Here is an 18,327-nt window from a genome sequence, read left to right as displayed (position 1 = left end):
CGCCACGATGGAGCCAGGGCGCGAGCACGTGCGACATATTTCCTCACTTTGTTGGACCTTGCCGCCCATCGGATTGCTTTGCACGCGTAAGCGCGGCCTTCGTAACGCACTCATCATGATCGGCCTGGTGTTTCCGGTGCTGGTGATCGACCGTAACCGGATATTCGCAGCACTGTTTTCTTTCGCCCTGGTCATCCTGTTCCGTCGCGACGTACGCCGTCCGTTGCCATGGAAGTCGGTCGGCATCATCGGCATTCTCGGGGCGACCGTGTTCTCGGTGCTGGGTGCGGTGCGTTCGGGCTCGCTGGACAATGTGAAACTGCCCTTCAGTGCGCTGTACCGCGCTTCGCCGCAGGGCGTCAAGTGGCTGGCGCTTTACGTCAGCGCCGGCCCTTACAACTTTGCATCGATGGTGACCAAGGGCTATACGGACGCGGCCATCCTGATCGGGCAGCTCATTCCGCTCAGCGGACCCACCACAGTGGCAGCGGCGTCTATTCCTTTCGATGCGTCCAACATCAACGTGGGTACGGAGTTCCTGCCGTTTCTCCTGGCCTACGGACCCTGGGGCGCCGTCGCTTCGATGCTGCTGCTCTACGCCCTGCTGCTGTGGAGCGTGCGCCGGTTACGCGCCTCGGTGTCGCTGTTCTCGCTGCTGATCTTCCTGCGCATCGCCTATGTCTGCCTGATGTCGCCTTTCGCACCGCAGGCCTTCATCTGGACCAATGCCGCCTTCGTCATCCTCTGCCTGCTCATGCAGCTGTTCGCTGCCTTGCTGCCGACGCGGCGTGACAGCGGCACCCTCCCACTTCCCCACGAGCCCTACGCATGGAACAAGACGAGATCTATCTGATCGACCTATGGCACATCTTCCTTCGGGAGTGGCGCTGGTTCGTCGCCGTGCTCGTTATCGTGCTCGGGCTCACCTTTGCCTGGGTACACACGGCACGCAGCCAATGGGAGGCCACCGTCTGGATACAGGTGGGCCAGATCGGTTCCGCACCGCCCGGCCAGGAGATGAAGGTCGAGTCGTTCCAGCGCGTGATCTCGCGGTTGCAGACCGCTGCCTTCCGGGACGCCGTGGTTGCCAGCCTCGGTCTTCCGTTGGGGTCGCCCGAGGTGAACCTGTATGACAGGAGTTTGAAGGTCGATCCCGATGGCTATGCCAACCTCTTGAAGGTCAGCGTCCGCGCGTATTCGGCGCAGCAGGCGAGCGACCTTGCCAAGGCAACACTCGGCCAGTTGCAGGCCATCCACGCGCGCATCCGCGCCTTGCCGCTGAAGCTGGCCAACGATCGCCTCGATGAGCTCGACAGCAACCTGCATATCGCACTCGCCGACCGCGACCGCCTGGCGAGCGCTACCGCGTCCGCCGATCATGCCGCGGCAGCGCTCGCCGGGGTCCTGCTGGCAAGCAAAAACGAAGATATCCGCGCGCTGCAGCAGGCGCGCAGCGAGCTCGTCGTGCGCCTGGCGCCGAACTACACCTTCGACACCTCCACGCCATGGCCCATCTATGTGCCCGCAGGCCGTGCCTTCCCCAACAGCGTCCTCGGCATCGGTATAGGTGTCGTGTTTGGCCTGTTCCTGGCCGGCGTGGCCGCCATCGGCCGAAATGCGCTACGGCGTCGTTCAACCAAAGCACGTGCTCCCGGCACTCACTGACCCGACACACCGGAAGATGAACGACTATGAGTGCCCAATCGACACCTGAACCGATCGACGACGCGCGTCTGCTCGACACGCAACGGGCGTTCGACAGTGTCGCCGCCGACTACGACGGTCCGCGCGGCAACAATGCACTCATCCAGCGCATGCGCCAGACACTCTGGGATACCGTCGTGGGCGAACTGGGACGAGGCTCGCACCTGCTCGACATCGGCTGCGGCACGGGTATCGATGCGTCCGAATTCGCGAGGCGTGGCTACGAGGTGATGGCGACAGACTGGTCGCCATCGATGGTCGCACGCACATCGGCCCGTGCAGGCGACCCCTCATTGGGCGGCCGTCTCACCGCCAGGCACCTCGGTGTCCAGGAGCTCGGCCGTCTCGATGGCACGTTCGACGGCAGCTTCGACGGCATCTATTCCAACTTCGGACCGCTCAACTGCGCACCCGATCTGCACGACGTGGCCGCGCAGTGCGCGCGCCTCCTGCGTCCGGGCGGTGTCATGGTCTTCTCGGTGATGGGTCGCATCTGTCCCTGGGAAGCGGCGCACTACGCCCTGCGCGGCCGTTTCCGCAGGGCGGCGGTGCGTGGAGCGCGTGGCGCGACGGCGGTGGGAATGAACCGCCATACCATCTGGACGAAGTATTACCTGCCGCGCGAGTTCTACCGTCCTTTTGCCGACCATTTCCGGCTTGCCGGATACAGCGCGCTCAGCCTGTTCATGCCGCCGCCGTACATGGTCGAGCGCTACGAGCGCCGCCCGGCGTGGTATGAACGTCTTGGCCGGATCGATGATCGCTTCGGCAAGCTGCCGCTGCTGCGCGACATGGGCGATCACTTCCTGATCGTGATGCACCGGCACTAACCCCATGACCGCGTCACTGATTTCCACGCGAACGGTCCTCGAGGGTGGCCTGACCACGCTGCCGCGCGGCGTGTCGCGAGCGCCGCTGCATCTGCGCGATGGTCGTGTGGTCGCGTCGTCTGCCGACGATGTGTTTCGTGTCGACGTACGTGGGCACCGGATATTCCCTGGGCTGATTAACTCGCACGAACATCTGCAGGTCAATGCCGTACCGGCCCTGCGCGGCGCCGGGCCCTTTCCGAACAGCTACGCGTGGATCGCAGCCTTCCAGAGCCACTTTCAGAACGACGATGTCATCGCCGCGCTGCAGGTACCGAAGTCCGTCCGGTTCCGCCACGGCGCACTGAAGAACCTGCTCGCCGGCACCACCTTTGTCGTTCACCACGACCCCTGGCATCCCGTGCTCGACGCGGACGACTTCCCCGTCTCGCTGCTTCGCGACCATGGATGGAGCTATACGCTGGATGGTCCGGACTTCGGTCCGTCTGTGCGTGAAAGCTACGTTGCCACGCCTGCCGGGCGACCGTGGATGATTCATCTGGCCGAAGGTACGGATAGCGTTGCCGCCTCCGAACTCGCGCGCCTGGACGCGCTCGGTTGTCTCGGTGGCAATACCGTGCTTGTCCACGGCGTGGGCTTGGATGATGCTGACATAGAACGGGTTATTGCCCGCGACGCTGCCGTGGTCTGGTGCCCTGGCAGCAACAGGGCGCTTCTCGGCGGTACGCTCGATCCGCGTCGACTGTACGGGGCCGGCCGCCTTGCGCTGGGTACTGACTCGCGTTTGAGCGGGCGGCGCGACCTGCTCGACGAGCTGAGTGACGCCGCGGCGCGCGGTGACCTCTCGCACACGGCCCTGCTTTCCCTTGTCACGACCGACGCGGCTCGCATCTTCCGGCTAGGACTGCGAGGCAGTCTCGAGATCGGTGCGCCAGCGGACCTGGTCGTCGTACGTGATCGCGAAGGCCTTGCTGCGGACAGCCTGATCGGCCTGGCGCGCAGCGACATTCGCGCGGTCGTCCGCGACGGCGTGCCGCGCATCGCCGATCCGGATTTCGCCGCCTGGTTCGCCGCCGCCGGCGTCGAGGTCTTACCTGTGTATCTGGACGGTCGTCCGAAGCTGATCGCACGCGCCTTGTTCGATCCGGCCGTGGTCGTTCTCGAGGCCGGACTCGACGCGCACCTTTCCGATGACAAACGCGAGCCAGACCTCGCTGTGGAGGCCCGGTGTCACTGACTTCACCCCTGCCCGTACTGGATCCGCTCGAGGCGTATGCATTGTGGTCGTCGAGTTATCCGGCGCACGCGCACAATCCGGTCATGATGGCCGAGGAGCGCGCCATGCTGGCTTTGATGCCCGATAGACTGCGTGGCCGTCACGTGCTCGACGCCGGGTGCGGAAGCGGCCGGTATCTGATTCACGCGCTCCGCCGTGGCGCATCCAGGGCCATCGGCGTGGACCTTTCCCCTGCCATGCTCCAACGAGCGCGTGAGGCGCTGGGCAACGCTCTCGACGATGCAAACGTCGACCTGCGCGAAGGCGACCTCACCGCCCTGCCGGTGCCTGGCTCGACGGCCGACCTCACGGTATGCGGCCTGACCATCGGACACCTGGAGCAACTCGCGCCCGCGCTGGCCGAACTGCGCCGCGCCACGCGTCCCGGCGGACGCATCCTGTGCAGTGACGTGCATCCCATCGGCCATGCGCTGGGCTGGCAACGTGATTTCCGCGCAGGCGGCCAGCGTTACGCCGTGCGTCATACACGGCACCTGTACAGCCACTGGCACACGGCCTGCTCGACGCTCGGCCTGGCGATCGAGCGCGTGGTGGAGCCGATGCTCGATCCCGCCGACATCCCTGCCGGTGCGCACTTCGATCCGATGGCCCTCGAAGTCCCGGTGGCCCTTGTCTTCCAGTTGAGGCGTATTGCATGAACCTTCTCGACACATCGACGCCCGRCGCGGACGGGTCGCCACGGACCTTGCTGATCAACCCGACGATCACATCGCGCTCTAGTGCACGATTTCCCCTTTCACTCCTGAATCTTGCCGCAGCGCTGGACCGAAGCGGGCACAGCCGGATCGTGGACGGTAACGTCGACCGGGACCTGGTTAGCGCTACGCTGGCCGCGATCGCCAGCGACCGCTTCGACGCCGTTGGCGTCAGTGTGATGGGCGGGCCGCAGATCGCGCCGGCCATCGCGGTTTCCCGCGCGATTCGCGAGCACCATCCCCGGTTACCGATCATCTGGGGCGGCTACTTCCCGACACTCAATACGGAAACGGCGCTTTCCGCGCCCTATGTCGACTATGCCATTCGCGGGCAGGCCGAAGAGAGCCTGCCGGAACTGGTCGCAGCGCTGGCGCGTCCCGGTCCGCCTGCCATAGCGCACATAGGCAACCTCTCGTGGAAGCGCGAGGGAGCGCCCGTGCACAACCCCAGCCGGCGTTTCTCGATGGTCGACAACGGTATGGTGCTGCCGTACGAAAAGCTGGGCGACCCGCGTCGCTACCTCGCACGTACCTTCCTTGGTGAACGTACCGTATCGCACCAGGCCGCCATCGGTTGTCGCTTCCGCTGCACGTTCTGCGGAGTCAACGCGATGTTTGGCGGCATGACCGCCTTGCCGACGGCCAAGCGGCTCGAGCGCGAACTTAGCTACCTCAAGTACGAGCTCGGCGCGGACTCCATTCTCTTCTTCGACAACAACTTCTTCGATCGCGAAGTGGAGATGATTCCGTTGCTCGAGGTGATGGCGAAGCTGGAAATGCCGTGGTGGTGCTTTGCGCGCACCGACGCGCTGCTGAACCTCTCGGAGAGCACCTGGGAGCTGGTGCGCAAGAGTCGCCTGCGCATGGCCTACCTGGGCGCCGAGTCGCCGAACGGCGCCATGCTCAAGGAGATCCGCAAGGGAACGCGGCCCGACCAGACGCTGGAAGTTATCGATCTGTGCCGTCGCAACGGCGTGATTCCCGAGCTGTCGTTCATGGTGGCGCCACCGCAGAACACCGTGGAGGAGACGGAGCAGACATTCGAGTTCATCCGCGAGGTGAAGCGGATCAATCCTGCGTCGGAGATCGTGATTTACATCTACACGCCGCTGCCGGAAAGCAGCAAGCACGAGAAGGACCGAGGCAAGCGCGCATCCACGCCACTGCTGGACCTGGATGGCAAGCCACTGGTCTTTCCGTCGTCGCCTGAAGAGTGGACGGAGAAACGCTGGGTCGACTATGCCTGCCACGCCGACGCCCCCTGGCTGACGGATGACCTGCGTCGACGCATCAAGGATTTCGTGACCGTGCTGCGCTCCCGCTATCCCACCGTGCAGGACCTGCATTCGCCGTCATGGGCCAAGCGGGGGCTGAGCACGATGGCCTCATGGCGCTACCACCGTCGCCAGTACGACAGGCCTTGGGAGCTGAACCTCGCGAACCGGCTGGTGCGTCTGCGCATTCCGCAGGTTTCAGGTGCCTAAGCGAGCAACATCCGTGCACGTTACCCAGATCAATTTTCTCCGTGCCCCCGCGGGCTGCTCGCCAGACGAGTTGTTCGAACGATGGCCATCGCTGGTCGACATCCCGGAAGCGGCCGCCGCTTCGGGAACGCGTGTTTCAGTGATCCAGGTCGCCGCGCGCCAGTGCCTGGTTACCCGGCATGGCATTGACTACCACTTCGTCGACCCGGGCGGCACGCGCTCATCGGCGGCGCGCGGACGTTTCTTTGCGGATCTGGTGGCCGATATCGGTAGCGATGTCGTTCACGTGCACAGTCTCGGTTTCGCCGCGGACGCTTTTGCGGTGGCCCGGCGCCTGCCGCGCGTGCCCATCCTGATCCAGGATCACGCGGACCGCCCGCCACGTTGGTGGCGACGGGCGCAGTGGCGCGCATGGTACGCGGCGGCTTCCGGTATCGCTTTCACCTCACCGGGGCTTGCGGGTCCGTTTACGCGCGCCGGGCTATTCGCACAACGGACACGGCTGTTCGCCATTCCGGAATCGAGCAGCCGGTTCCATCCGGGCGATCGTACGGCCGCGCGAGCCGAGACGGGCATGGCGGGCGATCCCTGCGTGATATCGGTGGGGCACCTCAGTCATGGCAAGGATCCGCTGGCCGTGCTGGATGGCGTCGCGCGCGCTTCGCAGCGGCTTCCCGGTATACAGCTCTACCTTGCCTTCGGACGTGCTCCGCTGCTGGACGAGGTGCGCCACCGAATCGATAGCGACCCGCGCCTGCACGGCCGCGTACACCTGCTAGGTCCTCAGCCGCACGCACGGATCGAGATGCTGATGCGTAGTGCAGACCTCTTCGTCTCGGGAAGCCTGGGCGAAAGTTGTGGTTTCGCTTTGCTCGAGGCATTGGCCTGTGGAGTGACCCCGGTGGTCACGGATATCCCGTCGTTTCGCTCGCTGACGGGTAATGTGGTCGGCGAGCTGTGGCCGTGCGGAGACAGCGGGCGCCTGGCCGACGCATTGGTTCGTGCAGCGGGTATTCGTCCCTCGCGCGCGGACGTGCGCGCCTTTTTCGACGCTACGCTTTCGTTCGCCGCCGTCGGTCGCCAATGGGCGGAGGCCTATGCAAGGCTGCTCGCCGATCGCCGGGAGGGCCGGTCATGAAGATCGCCATCGTTGTTCCCGGGGGCATGGATCGCACGGGAGAATATCGAGTCATTCCCGTCTTCCTGGCCCTGGTGGTGCGGCTCGCTCGCCGTCACGACGTGCATGTGTTCGTCCTGCATCAGGAGCCGCTGCCGGCTACCTGGTCCTTGATGGGTGCCACTGTGCATAACATTGGCGATGGGTGGCCCCGCCTGCGGGCCATAGCGGCTATTCGTGCGGAGCATCGCCGTTCGCCGTTCGCCCTGGTCCACGCCATTTTTTCCGGATCGTGCAGTCTTATCGCGGTGACGGCGGCAAAGCTGTTGCGCATCGCGAGCCTCGTGCACATCGCTGGCGGTGAACTCGTCGCGCTTCATGCCATCGGCTATGGCGGCCGTCGCCGATGGAAGGGGCGTCTTCGCGAGGCCGTCATGCTTCGGGCCACCGATGCCGTGACCGCTGCAAGCGCTCCGATCGTCGATGCTCTGGCGGCACTGGGTGTCCCGGCGCGACGCATTCCGCTAGGCGTCGACACAGCCGCGTGGCCGCCGCTCGCTCCCCGCCTTCGCGTCGCTCCTAAAGCCCGACTGATTCACGTCGCCAGCCTCAATCTGGTCAAAGACCAGGCGACGTTGCTCCGCGCACTGGCGGCAGTGCGTGACGCCGGCGTCGACTTCGAGATCCAGATCGTCGGCGTCGACACGCTTGAAGGAAAGATGGCCGTCCTGGTTCATCAGTTGGGCCTCGAGGATCGCGTGCGCTTCCTGGGCTTCCGCACGCAGCGCGAACTGCGTCCCCTCGTCGCGGCGTCCGATCTTCTGGTCATGTCTTCGATTCATGAGGCCGGGCCGCTCGTGCTTCTCGAGGCAGCGGTGACCGGTGTGCCCACGGTCGGTACGGCCGTGGGCCACATCGCGGAGTGGTCGCCACTAGCGACGCTCGCCGTCCAGGTTGGCGATTGGGTGGGTCTTGCCGCAGCCATCCAGCGCGTCCTGGGCGACGAGGCATTGCGTTGCAGGCTGGCCGCAGCCGCGCAGCGGATGGCACTCGCCGAGGACGCCGACTACACCGCGCGAACCTTTGACTGCCTATATCACGAGCTGCTGGCGCGGCGCGGCGACGCCGCCTAGGCGGAGGGGCCCTAGGCGAGAGGTGCCGCGGGCTCGAGCGCCGCTCGTACGACGTACAGCGTATCCATGCGCGGCACCGGGCGCGTCAGCCACGTGAGAATGCGCCGACGATGACCTTGGGTGACCCAGCTCTGGCCCTGTAGCCACAGCTGTGTGCGCACCATGTCAGCGCGTTCCTGGACGCTTTCGGCCGACGGACGCAGGCGGTTGCGGAGGCATCGCGCCACCTCGCCGACGTTGCGCGACCACTCGACGCCGGGCAGCGCGCGCAGCCACAGGTCCGAGCAGGACACATCGGTCAGCGTCCACCGCCGCGACATGGCACGGAGCAGAGGGGGGCATTCGCGCTGCAGACGAGCGAGGATCGGCGGCGGTACCGCGTGGGCGTAGTAGCGTGCGACAAGGTTGAGCGGTGGCAGGGCCCACCAGGCAGATCCGACTTGCGCGTCGGCCCATAGGGCCTGCCAGTCGCTTTCCACCATGCGCGTCGAAAGGAGGGAGATATCGTTCAGGTGCATCAGTCGGAGGCTGCGGCCGCATATGTTGCCGGCAGCGTGCAGCAACAGGTGGCTCATCAACGCGCCGTTCGACGGATACGCGTTGAGGCCGGGCCGTGGATGGCTGGGGTAGATACGCGAGGTGATGTCGACCGTGGAGACGGGGAGCCGTTCCTGGATGCGCGTATGCAGTTCGATAGTGACCGGCGTGTCGCGATGCTCGCCAAGCCCTGAAACAGCATGGCTGTCGATAGGCTTGAACACGCGGTGCTTCCATTGCACGAACGATTCCTCGTAGCCCAGTTCGCAGAGAAGGGCCGTCACGGAGCCGACATCATCTTCGCGGACGAGCAGGTCGATATCGGCCATGGGACGATCGCCCGGCGCATAAATCCCGAGCGCGTGTAGCGCGGAACCCTTGAGCGGAACGATCGCGACGCCTACATCGCGCGCACCCTGGTCGATGCGATCGAGCAGCGTGGCAATACGTCGATACCTTTTTTCTACGTGGTCCCGCTGGGTGGCGAGAAAGAGTCGCCACGCGGGCTTCTGCCAGGTCGACAGGCGACTGAGCAGGGGCGAGACCCCATGGGCCACGGCCACGGCCGAAGCCAGTCGCCATTCGAGATCGGTCCACGCCGGTAGCTGGGTGCCCGGACGGGCCAGCGCGAGTTCCGCGGCGAGCGATTCGGTCGTGCGACGAAGGCCGCTGCGTACGAGCTTCAGCGAGGGCATCATGACGGTACCTACAGTAGGGGCAGGGCGATGGTCTGCATCGCCATGAACGGCGAGGGCGTCGGCTGTTCGCTACGATGTTCGGATTCGTTCGCAAACAGTTGGTTCCAGCGGCTTTCGAGCAAGGCATGCGCCTCGCTTCGCTCGACAGGCGAGAGGGTGTCGCGCGCCTGACGCAGGTTGACCTGCTGGTGGAGCAGGTCGCGCATGCTTCGGTAGAAGTCGGAATCGTAGGCCCCGCGGAACATCATGGCGAGGTCGTTGCTGTCGCGCCAATGGGTCTTCCGGCCGAGTTGCGCCTTCACTTCTTCATAGAACTTCGTACCTGGCAGCGGATAGGACACGCTGACACCGATATCGTCCGGAGCAGCCTCGGCGACCAGATCGCGGGTGGCGAGCAGATCGGTCAGCTGCTCGCCGAGGTATCCCAGCTGGATGAAGAACCCCACGCGCACGCCGTGCTCGCCGAAGCGTTGGCGCGCTGCGATCAGCTCGGCAACCGTGGTGCCTTTGTTCATTCGATCGAGCACGCGTTGACTCCCGCTTTCTGCACCGATCCAGGCTTCGGCGCAACCGGCGTCGGCCAGCGCGGCGACCATGCGCTCGCTGCCCAGGTCGGCGCGGGTCTGAATGGTGAAGGGCACGGAGCCGTCGCTCTCGTGGAGGTGCTCGGCGAAGGCGGTCACCCAATCGACATGGAAGCCGAAGATGTCGTCGGCCATCCAGATGTGATCTGGCCGGAACGTGTGCTTGAGGTATGTCATCTCCGCGGCGACGTCTTCCGCGTTGCGCTGCTTGTAGTGATTGCCCCATATGGGCTTGGCGCACCAGTTGCAGCGGAACGGGCAACCGCGTGACGCGGCCATGTTAAGGCTGAAGTAGCCGTGCCGTTCCTGCCACAACGACCGGTAGCGTTCGATGTCGACCAGGTCCCACGCGGGGCGCCCGACCACGCGCGGGTCCGGCGGGACGGCGCCCAGGCGGACCAGCTCGGTCTTTCCATCGACGAGCGTGGCCACGCCGGAAAGGCCGGCGGTCCAGCTGATGGGATCGATGTCCGGCGTGCGTTGCAGCCGGTCGACCAGGGCCGCCAGCGCGGCGATGCCTTCGCCAACCAGGACCGCATCGGCTCCTGCGGCGAGAAAGGCCTCTGGCTGGTCCGACGCGTCGGAGCCGGCGACGATGACCCGCGCGCCGTAGGCACGGGCCTCGGCGATCATCTGGCACGCCGCGTCGCGCATCCGACTGAGGCACATCTTGGTCAGGTAATTGAAGTTATCTTCATAGATGACGACGAGATCGGGACGCGCGGCATGCAAGGCGCCGGCGTACTCTTCGACGCCGCCGGCGAGCATGGCATCGAATAACGCCAGTTCGTGGCCCATCTCGCGAAGCAGGGCCGCCACCTGGATCGTGGCGAGGGGTGGATAGGGTTTGCCGCGTTCCCACTGCTTCGGATCGTATCGAAGGAAGTAGGAGTGGCCGACCTGAATCTTGAGCATGTCGGGGGAACCTCGATCATCGCATTGGTCCGTGAGTGCCCCCGGGCACCCAGACGGTTGCCTTGATGGCAGCATCACCGCGTCACCGTTTCCTTACGCAACCTTTCCGCCGGTGCCGTGCACCCATGGGCATCACCTGCCGGGATGCCGCATGGCCCAGAACACCCTTACGGGCATTGGCGACATTGGCGCCGATCCCTTCTTCGAGCGCTCGCCTTATCCCTTCGCCATGGTCAAGACCATCCTCGGGGCGCAGTTCAGCTTCGACAGCACCCATCCGGCGCTGCTCGAGCTGGTGGAGGCGGCGTACGGTGGTCTGGCGGGCCCCCGGTCCGGAACGCTACTGCCGGCATTCCGTGTCGAGCTGCGCCTGTTGCCGCGACATCGCGCGGCGGTGTGCGACGAGCCGCCGCGCGTACTCACGCAATCGGGGGCGGGCGTGATCTGCGGCATCATGGATGCATCCAACTACGTGATCGTCGACCACACGCGCCATCAGGCTCTGGTGGTGGTGTCGGAAGACATGCTCGACCGGCCGTATCACGTGCGTTACGAACTCATCGAATTCGCCGTCTTCGTGCTCGCCGCACGCGGCATGGACCTCGTTCCGCTGCACGGCGCCTGCCTGGGTCTCGATGGCCGCGGCGTTCTCCTTCTCGGCGCCAGTGGGGCCGGGAAGTCAACACTCGCCCTTCATGGGTTGCTCGAGGGAATGGACTTCGTCGCCGAGGATGCGATCTTCGTCGACCCGCGCAACATGGAAGCGCGCGGCGTCGGTAATTTCCTGCACGTGCGCGAGGATGCCTTGCGCTTCATCGACGAGGGTCCGATGCGCCGATGGATCGAGGGTTCGCCGACCATACGGCGGCGCAGCGGCGTGGAGAAATTCGAAGCCGACCTTCGTCATGGTGCTGGCAACGTCGCAACGGCACCGCTGGCATTGATGGGCGCGGTGTTCATATCCGCTGAGGTGGTCGACGCCGCCGCCGACATGCTCCTGCCGCTGGAGCACCATGAGATTGCACCCCTGCTGCTGGCTGACCAGTCCTATGCGTCCACCCAGGCCGGATGGCACCGCTTTGTCCACCAGCTGGCAGACATGGAGGTGCACGTGCTCCGGCGTAGCCGTCACCCGAGCGCTTCGGTCGATGCCTTGCGGCGGTTGCTGACCTCAAACCACGTCGCGAGCGCATGACGATGAAGGACGCGATGGCGGCCGCGGGCTTGCCTGCTCTCCTGCGATCACTCGTCGCGAACCTGCCAACGCCGGACCGCTGGAAAGTCTGCATTTACGTGGCTCTCTCGCTGGGTGCGGCGCTCGCCGGTGCGCTTGCCGCCGTGTTGCTGGTGCCATTGGTGCAGCCGGACGCACGGCTGCCGTTCGCGGGCCGCTGGTTCCACGCGTCCATGAGCGTGGGCTGGCGGACGGTGGCCTTCACCGGTGTCACGCTCGCGTTCGCCGTGTTGCGCTGGCGGGCGTCCTGCCTCGGCGCGCGTCTTGCCGGCCGCTACGGCATGCGCCTGCGCCGCCAGGTGCATGCGCGCCTGATCGCTGCCGACATCCGCCCTCTCGCCGCTGCCAGTTCAGCGGAAATCGCCAATGTCCTTACCTACAATGTCGAGATCGTCGTGACGGGTTTCAGCGCCTTGCAGCAGTTGCTCGTCGCCGGGATCACCGCCACGGTCAGCCTCTCGCTGGCTTTCTGGGTGTCGCCCCCGCTGCTGCTGGTCGCGCCGCCGCTGGCTGTCCTTGCGCTGCTTGCATCGCGTTTTTACACGCGCGAACAGATCGAGGTGGGCCGCCGCTACGTGACGGACCTGACGCGGCTGTTCTGGTACAGCGAGGATTTTCCCCGTCGGCTTCGCCACGTCCGTTCGTTCGGCCGCGAGGACGTCGAGCGCGACGGCTACGGCGAGGTATCCGAAGACCTGTCGCGAGGCTACGCGCGTCAACTGGAACTGGTCGCCTCGGGCCGGCTGATCCTCGAGGTACTGGCGGTCGGCGGTATCGCCGTACTGTTCGTCCTCGCGCAGCGCTGGCAGGGCATCGACCAGGGCGCGTTGATCGCGGTATGCCTTCTGCTCGGCCGGCTGTTGCCCTACCTGGTGTCGACACGGCAGAGCATCCAGCAGATGCGCTCGGCCGCGCCCGCCTTTGAACTGTGGCAGCGCTACATGCATCTGCCGACGTCCGATGCGCCAACTTCGGCGAGCGCATGGCCGAAAATCCCGGATGCCGGGGTCCATTTCCGGCGCGTGCATGTCACGCCACCGGTACGCGGCGTCGAGCTCGGTGAGCTGGTCATGCGGCCCGGCGAGCTCGTGCTCATCCAGGGCGATTCCGGCATCGGCAAGAGCAGCCTCGTCGATGTTCTCGCCGGCATGACGCGACCCGTGGTCTTCGACGCGCGTATCGACGGGCAGGCCATGGATTACGACACCTGGCGCGCTTACGTCCGTCACGGTGCCTACGTCAGCCAGAGCGTGCGTCCGTGGCAGGCTACCATCCGTGACTGCCTGCGCTGGGCAGCACCCTCGGCGACCGATGGGCAATTGTGCGAGGCGCTGCGCGATGTCGGCCTCGACAAGCGCCTGGATACCGCCTTGCACGATGCGTCCAGTCGGCTGTCCGGCGGTGAGCTGCAACGCCTGCTGCTGGCCCAGGTGATCCTGCACGAGCCCGCAGTCGCCGTGCTCGATGAGGCCACCGGGGCGCTGGACGCCGCCTCGGAACTAGCAGTGCTCTCGGCGATGAAGCGTCGCCTGCCACGAAGCCTGCTGATCGTCGTGTCCCATCGGGAAGGCGTTTCCGTCCTGGCCGACCGTTGCGTGACCGTCGGCCCCACCTTTCGGTCTATTGTTCCTTCACGCGCCGGAGCCTAACGTCGGCGTCGTCCACCGGGGGGAAGGCCATGCGCGTCACCACGAAATCCATCGCGATGCTGGCCGGGCTCGTCTTCGCCCTCGCCTGCGGTCACTTACAGGGGCCCGGGCAACCGTCATTCGACGGTGTCGCCGCTTCGCATCGCGGCGACTTCTGGAGTACGGACCCCTGCGGTCCGCATCGTCCCATGGTCGCCATCTGCCGCATGCTGCGCCCCGTTCGCGGCTGAACCGCCAACTGAGCTAGGCTAGCCGCGGGACACAGGGGATTCCTATGCGCTGCCTGCTCGCCGTTGCGACCGTACTGATCCTGGGCGCCGCACCGGCCCGGGCCGGACGGGTGGTTATCGAGGTCGTGGATACGAACGGGCATCCCGTGGCGGATGCGGTGGTGAGCCTTGCACCCATGCCTGGCACCACGTCACGCACGATCCCAGCGGCCACCCGCTACGTCGACCAGAAGGACGAAACCTTCCTCCCCTACGTCACCGCGCTGCACGCCGGTGACAGTGTGATCTTCCGCAACAGTGACAACACGCGGCACCACGTCTACTCGTTTTCGGACATGGTCAAGTTCGAATACATGCTCGGCCCCGGTGAAAGTTCGCCCGCGCTGCTGATGAAGAACCCCGGCAACGCCGCGGTCGGCTGCAACATCCACGACCAGATGCTCACTTACCTCTATGTGACGAAGGATCCCGAGATGGCGACGACCGACGCACAGGGCAGGGCGAGCATCGATGGGGTCAATGACGGGCAGTACCGCGCCCATGCCTGGCATCCGCAACTGCGCCCCGGGGTGACCTTGCCGATCCAGGGCGTCACCGTGAGCGAGGCCGCTCCGGCCACCGTCCGTTTCAACCTCGCCCTGCTGCCCGATCCGCGCGGCGCGATGGATCGCGAACACATCGGATACTGAGCGGACCATGCGGGTCCTCGGCTTCCGCACCCGGCTGGCGATGTTCTTCGTCGCCACGCTGATCCTGGTCCAGGGCCTCACCGCCGTACTGGCCTACGATGTCGCGCGACGACAGCTGGTCAAGGAAGGTGGCCGCCAGCTGAGCGCGAATGCCGGCGCCTTCGTGGCGCAGATGAACGATCTGTCGGCCAGCGTCGCCAACGGCGTGCAGATCATGTCGCTAGACTACGGCCTGCGCTCGGCCATCGGCGCGCGGGACAAGGAAACCATTCTTTCCGTCCTGCGAAACCACGGCCGTCGTGTCGGCGCATCGCGCACGCAGCTGCTCGATCTCGATGGCAAAGTCCAGGCCGATACGATGGCCGGCGCCGATGACGGCCAGCCGTTCGCGTTCCCCGATCTGCTGGGCCGGGCCTTTAACGAGCGCACGGCCGCCGTTGCCGTTATCGACGGCAAGGCCTTCTGGGTGGTCGTTGTTCCGATTTACGCGCCCCAACCGGTCGGCCTGGTGGTCGCCAGCATTCCGGTCGACGACGCCTTGATCGCGCATATGCAACAGCTTTCCGCCTTGCCTCGCGACATCGAGCTCGCCACGCCGAGCGGTTCCGGCCATTACGCGGTGATCGCGCGTGGTAGCAGCCAGTCCGAGCTCACGGTGAGTTTCTCCGCCAGCGACCGGTCGCTGCCTACTCAACCCACCGCATTAACCATCGGCGGTCGCGACTACCTCGTGCTCGCGCAGTTACTTCGCCAGCCGAAAGGCAGTGGCGCAGTCTATGCGGTACTCGGCTACTCGCTCGACGACGCGTTGCGTCCCTATAAGGCCGTCTGGAATGCGTGGCTGCTCCTGCTCGCGCTCGGCCTTGCCGCCGGTTTGCTCGTTTCCTGGCTGGTGGCCCGAGGTGTTTCGCGCCCGGTCGAGGCCCTGGCTGCCGCGGCGCGGCGCATCGCCGGTGGCGACTACCGGGATGCGCCCGAGGTGCGTCGCCGCGACGAGATCGGCGAACTAGCAACCGCCTTCCGCACCATGGGCGACGCGGTACGCGAACGCGAACTGCGCATTCGCCACCAGGCCATGCACGACGGTGTCACCGGGCTACCGAACCGGGCGGCGGCCGAGGAGGCGATCGATCAGGACCTCGCCACCGCAGCGGGCCAGCAGGGTGCACTGTTGATCGTCGGCGTCACACGGCTGCCGGACATCATCAAGACGGTCGGCCACGCGCTGGCCGATCGCCTCATGCGCGATGCCGGTGCGCGCGTGGGCCAGGCCACGGGTACGCATTACGTCGCACGTGCCACGGATACGCAGTTCGCGGTGTGGCTTCGCGGCGCCGACCGCGCTGAAGCGATCTCGGTGGCGTTCCGGGTGATGGATGCCCTCGGCCAGCCCTATCAGGAGGCCGAGGTCAACATGGATATGGGGCCTGCGGTAGGTATCGCGCTGGCGCCCAGTCATGGGGAGCGTGCGGCTGCCCTGTTGCGTCGGGCCGAGGTCGCGGAATTCTCCGCGGTGGGATCGGCACGAGGCGTGGACGTGTACGACCCGAAAGCCGATCCGCATCGCCCGGAGCGGCTCTCGCTCATGAGCGAACTGCGCGCGGCCATCGACAGCGATGCGCTGGAGCTTTACTACCAGCCGAAGCGCCGTCTGGCCGATGGCCGCATTGACGGTGCGGAGGCGCTGGTGCGCTGGCCGCGGCCAGGGCGTGGCATGGTTCCGCCCGAGCAGTTCGTCGGCATAGCCGAGGAAACCGGCAATATCGGCCGGCTGACCCGATGGGTGCTGGCGCGCGGTATCGCCCAGGCCGCGGAGCTGGCCCGCGCAGGGCAAGCCATGCGCATTTCGATCAACCTCTCGGCACGCGACATCGGCGACATCGAGCTGCCTGACCGCGTGGCCCATCTTCTGAGCGTCCACCGCCTGCCCGCCACCTCGCTCACCCTCGAGGTGACCGAAAGCGCGGTGATCGGCGAGCCGGAGGCCTCACTTCAAGTCCTTCGTCGCCTGGCCGATATGGGTATCGACATGGCGATCGATGATTTCGGCGTCGGCCAGACCTCATTCGCCTACCTTCGCCGCCTGCCCGTCAGGGAACTGAAGATCGACAAGATGTTCGTCCAACACCTCGCCACCGATGAAACCGACCGCGTGATCGTCCGATCGCTGGTCGAGCTCGGCCATCGCCTGGGCTACCGGGTGACCGCCGAAGGCGTCGAGGACGAAGCCACCGTCGCCTTCCTCGGCAGCATAGGTTGCGATCATGCCCAGGGGTTCCACGTCGACCGGCCGATGACGTTCGCGGCCCTGGTCGCGCGCCACGGTGCGCAAGGCGTGGGATCCGCGTGAGTCGGTTCCGCCACGCCGTTGCCGCCATCGCTGTCTGCCTCGCGACGCCCTTCGCCAGCGCGCAGGACGTGAAGGTGCATGCGTATGCGGACCTGCGCCTGACCGACGCCGCCAACGATCCGAGCTTCGTCAACGGCGGACCGGGACGCCTGCGTTATGGCAGCGGTGACACGCAGGCACGCTTCGGCGCGGCGGCCCTCGTTGTCACCGCGCAGTTCACCCCGGCCCTGTTCGCCCTGGCCGACATGCAGCTCCAGCAGACCGACCATGCGAGTCCCCAGCTGACGGAGGCCTTCCTGCGCTATCGCCCCGTGTCGCTTTCGGCGTGGCGGGCGTCGATCAAGGGCGGGCTGTACTTCATCCCCATTTCGCTCGAGAACGAGGGCATCGGCTGGACCAGTCCATGGACGATCACTCCCTCGGCGATCAACAGCTGGGTCGGCGAGGAACTGCGTGGTCTCGGTGTCGAAGGCCGCGAAGCATGGCGCGGCGAAAGCGGCACGCTCGCCTTTGGTGGCGGCCTGTTCCGGCACAACGACGTCGCCGGAAATATCCTCGTGATGCGCGGCTGGTCCCTGAGCGACCTTGTATACGGTGTGGGCGGCCGTTTGCGCGAGCCCTCTGACGACGGCACCCGCGAGCAGTACGCACCGTTCCAGAGCATCGGTGGTCGCACCGGCTGGTATGCAGACACTGGCTGGAAGAGCACGAACGGTCTCTACGTGCGCGTGCTGCGCTACGACAACGGGGCCGATCCCCGCGCCTACCGGCTCTACGCGGACGGCGACAAGCTTTTCGCCTGGCGCACGCGCTTCTGGTCGGCGGGCGCCAGTTACGTCACGGGGCCGGTGACCTGGATTGCGCAGGGCTTGGATGGAGACACCGAGGTTCAGCCGCACCAACGGACCCTGCTGACCCATTTCCAGTCGGCCTTCCTGCTGGCAGGCTGGAATCGCGGTGCCTGGCGTCCGACCCTTCGCGTGGAGCGCTTTCGTACGTGGCCGTCCGGCGAGCGCGGACGCGCCCTCACCGCCGCCTTGAACTGGCGGCCGAGCGACTGGCTTCGTCTCACCGGCGAATGGCTGCATGTCGACGCCACGCGCGATGACCGCGCAGACGCGGGATTCTCACCTCACGAACGAGGCAACCAGTTGCAGTTGCTCGCCCGGGTGCTTTATTGA

16 protein-coding genes are annotated in these 18,327 nt (G+C 65.9%); 14 read left to right on the top strand and 2 right to left on the bottom strand.

Annotated features, from left to right (window positions below; all coding sequences use genetic code 11):
• The 8 genes from AC1DSN_RS02450 to AC1DSN_RS02415 form a co-directional block, all read left to right on the top strand.
• The coding region (locus AC1DSN_RS02450; RefSeq protein WP_477329463.1) for a hypothetical protein at positions 1 to 853 on the top strand (853 nt) is incomplete at its 5' end.
• Entirely contained in the window at positions 829 to 1,665 is an 837-nt protein-coding gene (locus AC1DSN_RS02445; protein ID WP_477293726.1) for a Wzz/FepE/Etk N-terminal domain-containing protein, read from the top strand. The genes AC1DSN_RS02450 and AC1DSN_RS02445, both read left to right, overlap by 25 nt.
• Before the next feature lie 26 nt (positions 1,666 to 1,691).
• Complete coding sequence (locus tag AC1DSN_RS02440; RefSeq protein ID WP_477293724.1) at positions 1,692 to 2,534, top strand: class I SAM-dependent methyltransferase; 843 nt, start codon at positions 1,692 to 1,694, stop codon at positions 2,532 to 2,534.
• Between the two features lie 4 nt (positions 2,535 to 2,538).
• Positions 2,539 to 3,771, top strand: coding sequence for an amidohydrolase family protein (locus AC1DSN_RS02435; RefSeq protein WP_477293722.1), 1,233 nt, complete (start codon positions 2,539 to 2,541; stop codon positions 3,769 to 3,771).
• On the top strand, positions 3,768 to 4,469 hold the full coding sequence (locus AC1DSN_RS02430; protein ID WP_477293758.1) for a class I SAM-dependent methyltransferase: 702 nt from the start codon (positions 3,768 to 3,770) through the stop codon (positions 4,467 to 4,469). Before AC1DSN_RS02435 ends, AC1DSN_RS02430 begins: the two co-directional genes overlap by 4 nt.
• The gene (locus AC1DSN_RS02425) at positions 4,466 to 6,010 is read left to right on the top strand and encodes a B12-binding domain-containing radical SAM protein (RefSeq protein WP_477329461.1); all 1,545 of its coding nucleotides are present in this window, start codon (positions 4,466 to 4,468) and stop codon (positions 6,008 to 6,010) included. The genes AC1DSN_RS02430 and AC1DSN_RS02425 overlap by 4 nt, the downstream gene beginning before the upstream one ends.
• 13 nt (positions 6,011 to 6,023) lie before the next feature.
• Positions 6,024 to 7,148 (top strand): glycosyltransferase family 4 protein, encoded by a 1,125-nt coding sequence (locus tag AC1DSN_RS02420; RefSeq protein ID WP_477293718.1) that lies wholly within the window; start codon positions 6,024 to 6,026, stop codon positions 7,146 to 7,148.
• Positions 7,145 to 8,260: a glycosyltransferase family 4 protein gene (locus AC1DSN_RS02415; RefSeq protein WP_477293716.1), complete on the top strand. Its 1,116-nt coding sequence runs from the start codon at positions 7,145 to 7,147 to the stop codon at positions 8,258 to 8,260. The genes AC1DSN_RS02420 and AC1DSN_RS02415 overlap by 4 nt, the downstream gene beginning before the upstream one ends.
• Positions 8,261 to 8,271: 11 nt before the next feature.
• Here the strand turns inward: AC1DSN_RS02415 and AC1DSN_RS02410 are convergent, their stop codons facing one another.
• Positions 8,272 to 9,495 (bottom strand): nucleotidyltransferase family protein, encoded by a 1,224-nt coding sequence (locus AC1DSN_RS02410; RefSeq protein WP_477329459.1) that lies wholly within the window; start codon positions 9,493 to 9,495, stop codon positions 8,272 to 8,274.
• Between the two features lie 8 nt (positions 9,496 to 9,503).
• Entirely contained in the window at positions 9,504 to 10,994 is a 1,491-nt protein-coding gene (locus AC1DSN_RS02405) for a B12-binding domain-containing radical SAM protein (RefSeq protein WP_477293712.1), read from the bottom strand.
• A 151-nt stretch (positions 10,995 to 11,145) separates the two neighbouring features.
• On the opposite strand from AC1DSN_RS02405, the gene AC1DSN_RS02400 reads away from it, so the two are divergent.
• From AC1DSN_RS02400 to AC1DSN_RS02375, 6 genes are read left to right on the top strand one after another with little or no spacing between them, the layout of a single operon-like run.
• A complete protein-coding gene (locus tag AC1DSN_RS02400; RefSeq protein ID WP_477329457.1) occupies positions 11,146 to 12,189 on the top strand; it encodes a phosphoenolpyruvate carboxykinase (ATP) in 1,044 nt (347 codons plus the stop codon).
• Positions 12,186 to 13,877 carry an ATP-binding cassette domain-containing protein gene (locus AC1DSN_RS02395; protein WP_477293708.1) on the top strand — a complete coding sequence of 564 codons (1,692 nt, stop codon included), beginning with the start codon at positions 12,186 to 12,188 and terminating at the stop codon, positions 13,875 to 13,877. Before AC1DSN_RS02400 ends, AC1DSN_RS02395 begins: the two co-directional genes overlap by 4 nt.
• A gap of 29 nt (positions 13,878 to 13,906) precedes the next feature.
• Positions 13,907 to 14,107, top strand: a complete 201-nt coding sequence (locus AC1DSN_RS02390; RefSeq protein WP_477293706.1) for a hypothetical protein — start codon at positions 13,907 to 13,909, stop codon at positions 14,105 to 14,107.
• 44 nt (positions 14,108 to 14,151) lie between these two features.
• The gene (locus tag AC1DSN_RS02385; protein ID WP_063574157.1) at positions 14,152 to 14,796 is read left to right on the top strand and encodes a carboxypeptidase regulatory-like domain-containing protein; all 645 of its coding nucleotides are present in this window, start codon (positions 14,152 to 14,154) and stop codon (positions 14,794 to 14,796) included.
• Between the two features lie 7 nt (positions 14,797 to 14,803).
• Positions 14,804 to 17,146 (top strand): putative bifunctional diguanylate cyclase/phosphodiesterase, encoded by a 2,343-nt coding sequence (locus AC1DSN_RS02380; protein WP_477329455.1) that lies wholly within the window; start codon positions 14,804 to 14,806, stop codon positions 17,144 to 17,146.
• The gene (locus tag AC1DSN_RS02375) at positions 17,143 to 18,327 is read left to right on the top strand and encodes a hypothetical protein (RefSeq protein WP_477294582.1); all 1,185 of its coding nucleotides are present in this window, start codon (positions 17,143 to 17,145) and stop codon (positions 18,325 to 18,327) included. Before AC1DSN_RS02380 ends, AC1DSN_RS02375 begins: the two co-directional genes overlap by 4 nt.

It is taken from the genome of Luteibacter sp. P4_D7_3 (genome assembly GCF_056401735.1).
Note: the sequence above shows the minus strand (reverse complement) of the source record. Positions and strands in the feature narration are given on the sequence as shown.

Coding starts and splice junctions, on each gene's coding strand:
- AC1DSN_RS02445 (WP_477293726.1), top strand. CDS start 829: ATGGAACAAGACGAGATCTATCTGATCGACCTATGGCACATCTTCCTT.
- AC1DSN_RS02440 (WP_477293724.1), top strand. CDS start 1,692: ATGAGTGCCCAATCGACACCTGAACCGATCGACGACGCGCGTCTGCTC.
- AC1DSN_RS02435 (WP_477293722.1), top strand. CDS start 2,539: ATGACCGCGTCACTGATTTCCACGCGAACGGTCCTCGAGGGTGGCCTG.
- AC1DSN_RS02415 (WP_477293716.1), top strand. CDS start 7,145: ATGAAGATCGCCATCGTTGTTCCCGGGGGCATGGATCGCACGGGAGAA.
- AC1DSN_RS02410 (WP_477329459.1), bottom strand. CDS start 9,495: ATGATGCCCTCGCTGAAGCTCGTACGCAGCGGCCTTCGTCGCACGACC.
- AC1DSN_RS02405 (WP_477293712.1), bottom strand. CDS start 10,994: ATGCTCAAGATTCAGGTCGGCCACTCCTACTTCCTTCGATACGATCCG.
- AC1DSN_RS02400 (WP_477329457.1), top strand. CDS start 11,146: ATGGCCCAGAACACCCTTACGGGCATTGGCGACATTGGCGCCGATCCC.
- AC1DSN_RS02395 (WP_477293708.1), top strand. CDS start 12,186: ATGACGATGAAGGACGCGATGGCGGCCGCGGGCTTGCCTGCTCTCCTG.
- AC1DSN_RS02390 (WP_477293706.1), top strand. CDS start 13,907: ATGCGCGTCACCACGAAATCCATCGCGATGCTGGCCGGGCTCGTCTTC.
- AC1DSN_RS02385 (WP_063574157.1), top strand. CDS start 14,152: ATGCGCTGCCTGCTCGCCGTTGCGACCGTACTGATCCTGGGCGCCGCA.
- AC1DSN_RS02380 (WP_477329455.1), top strand. CDS start 14,804: ATGCGGGTCCTCGGCTTCCGCACCCGGCTGGCGATGTTCTTCGTCGCC.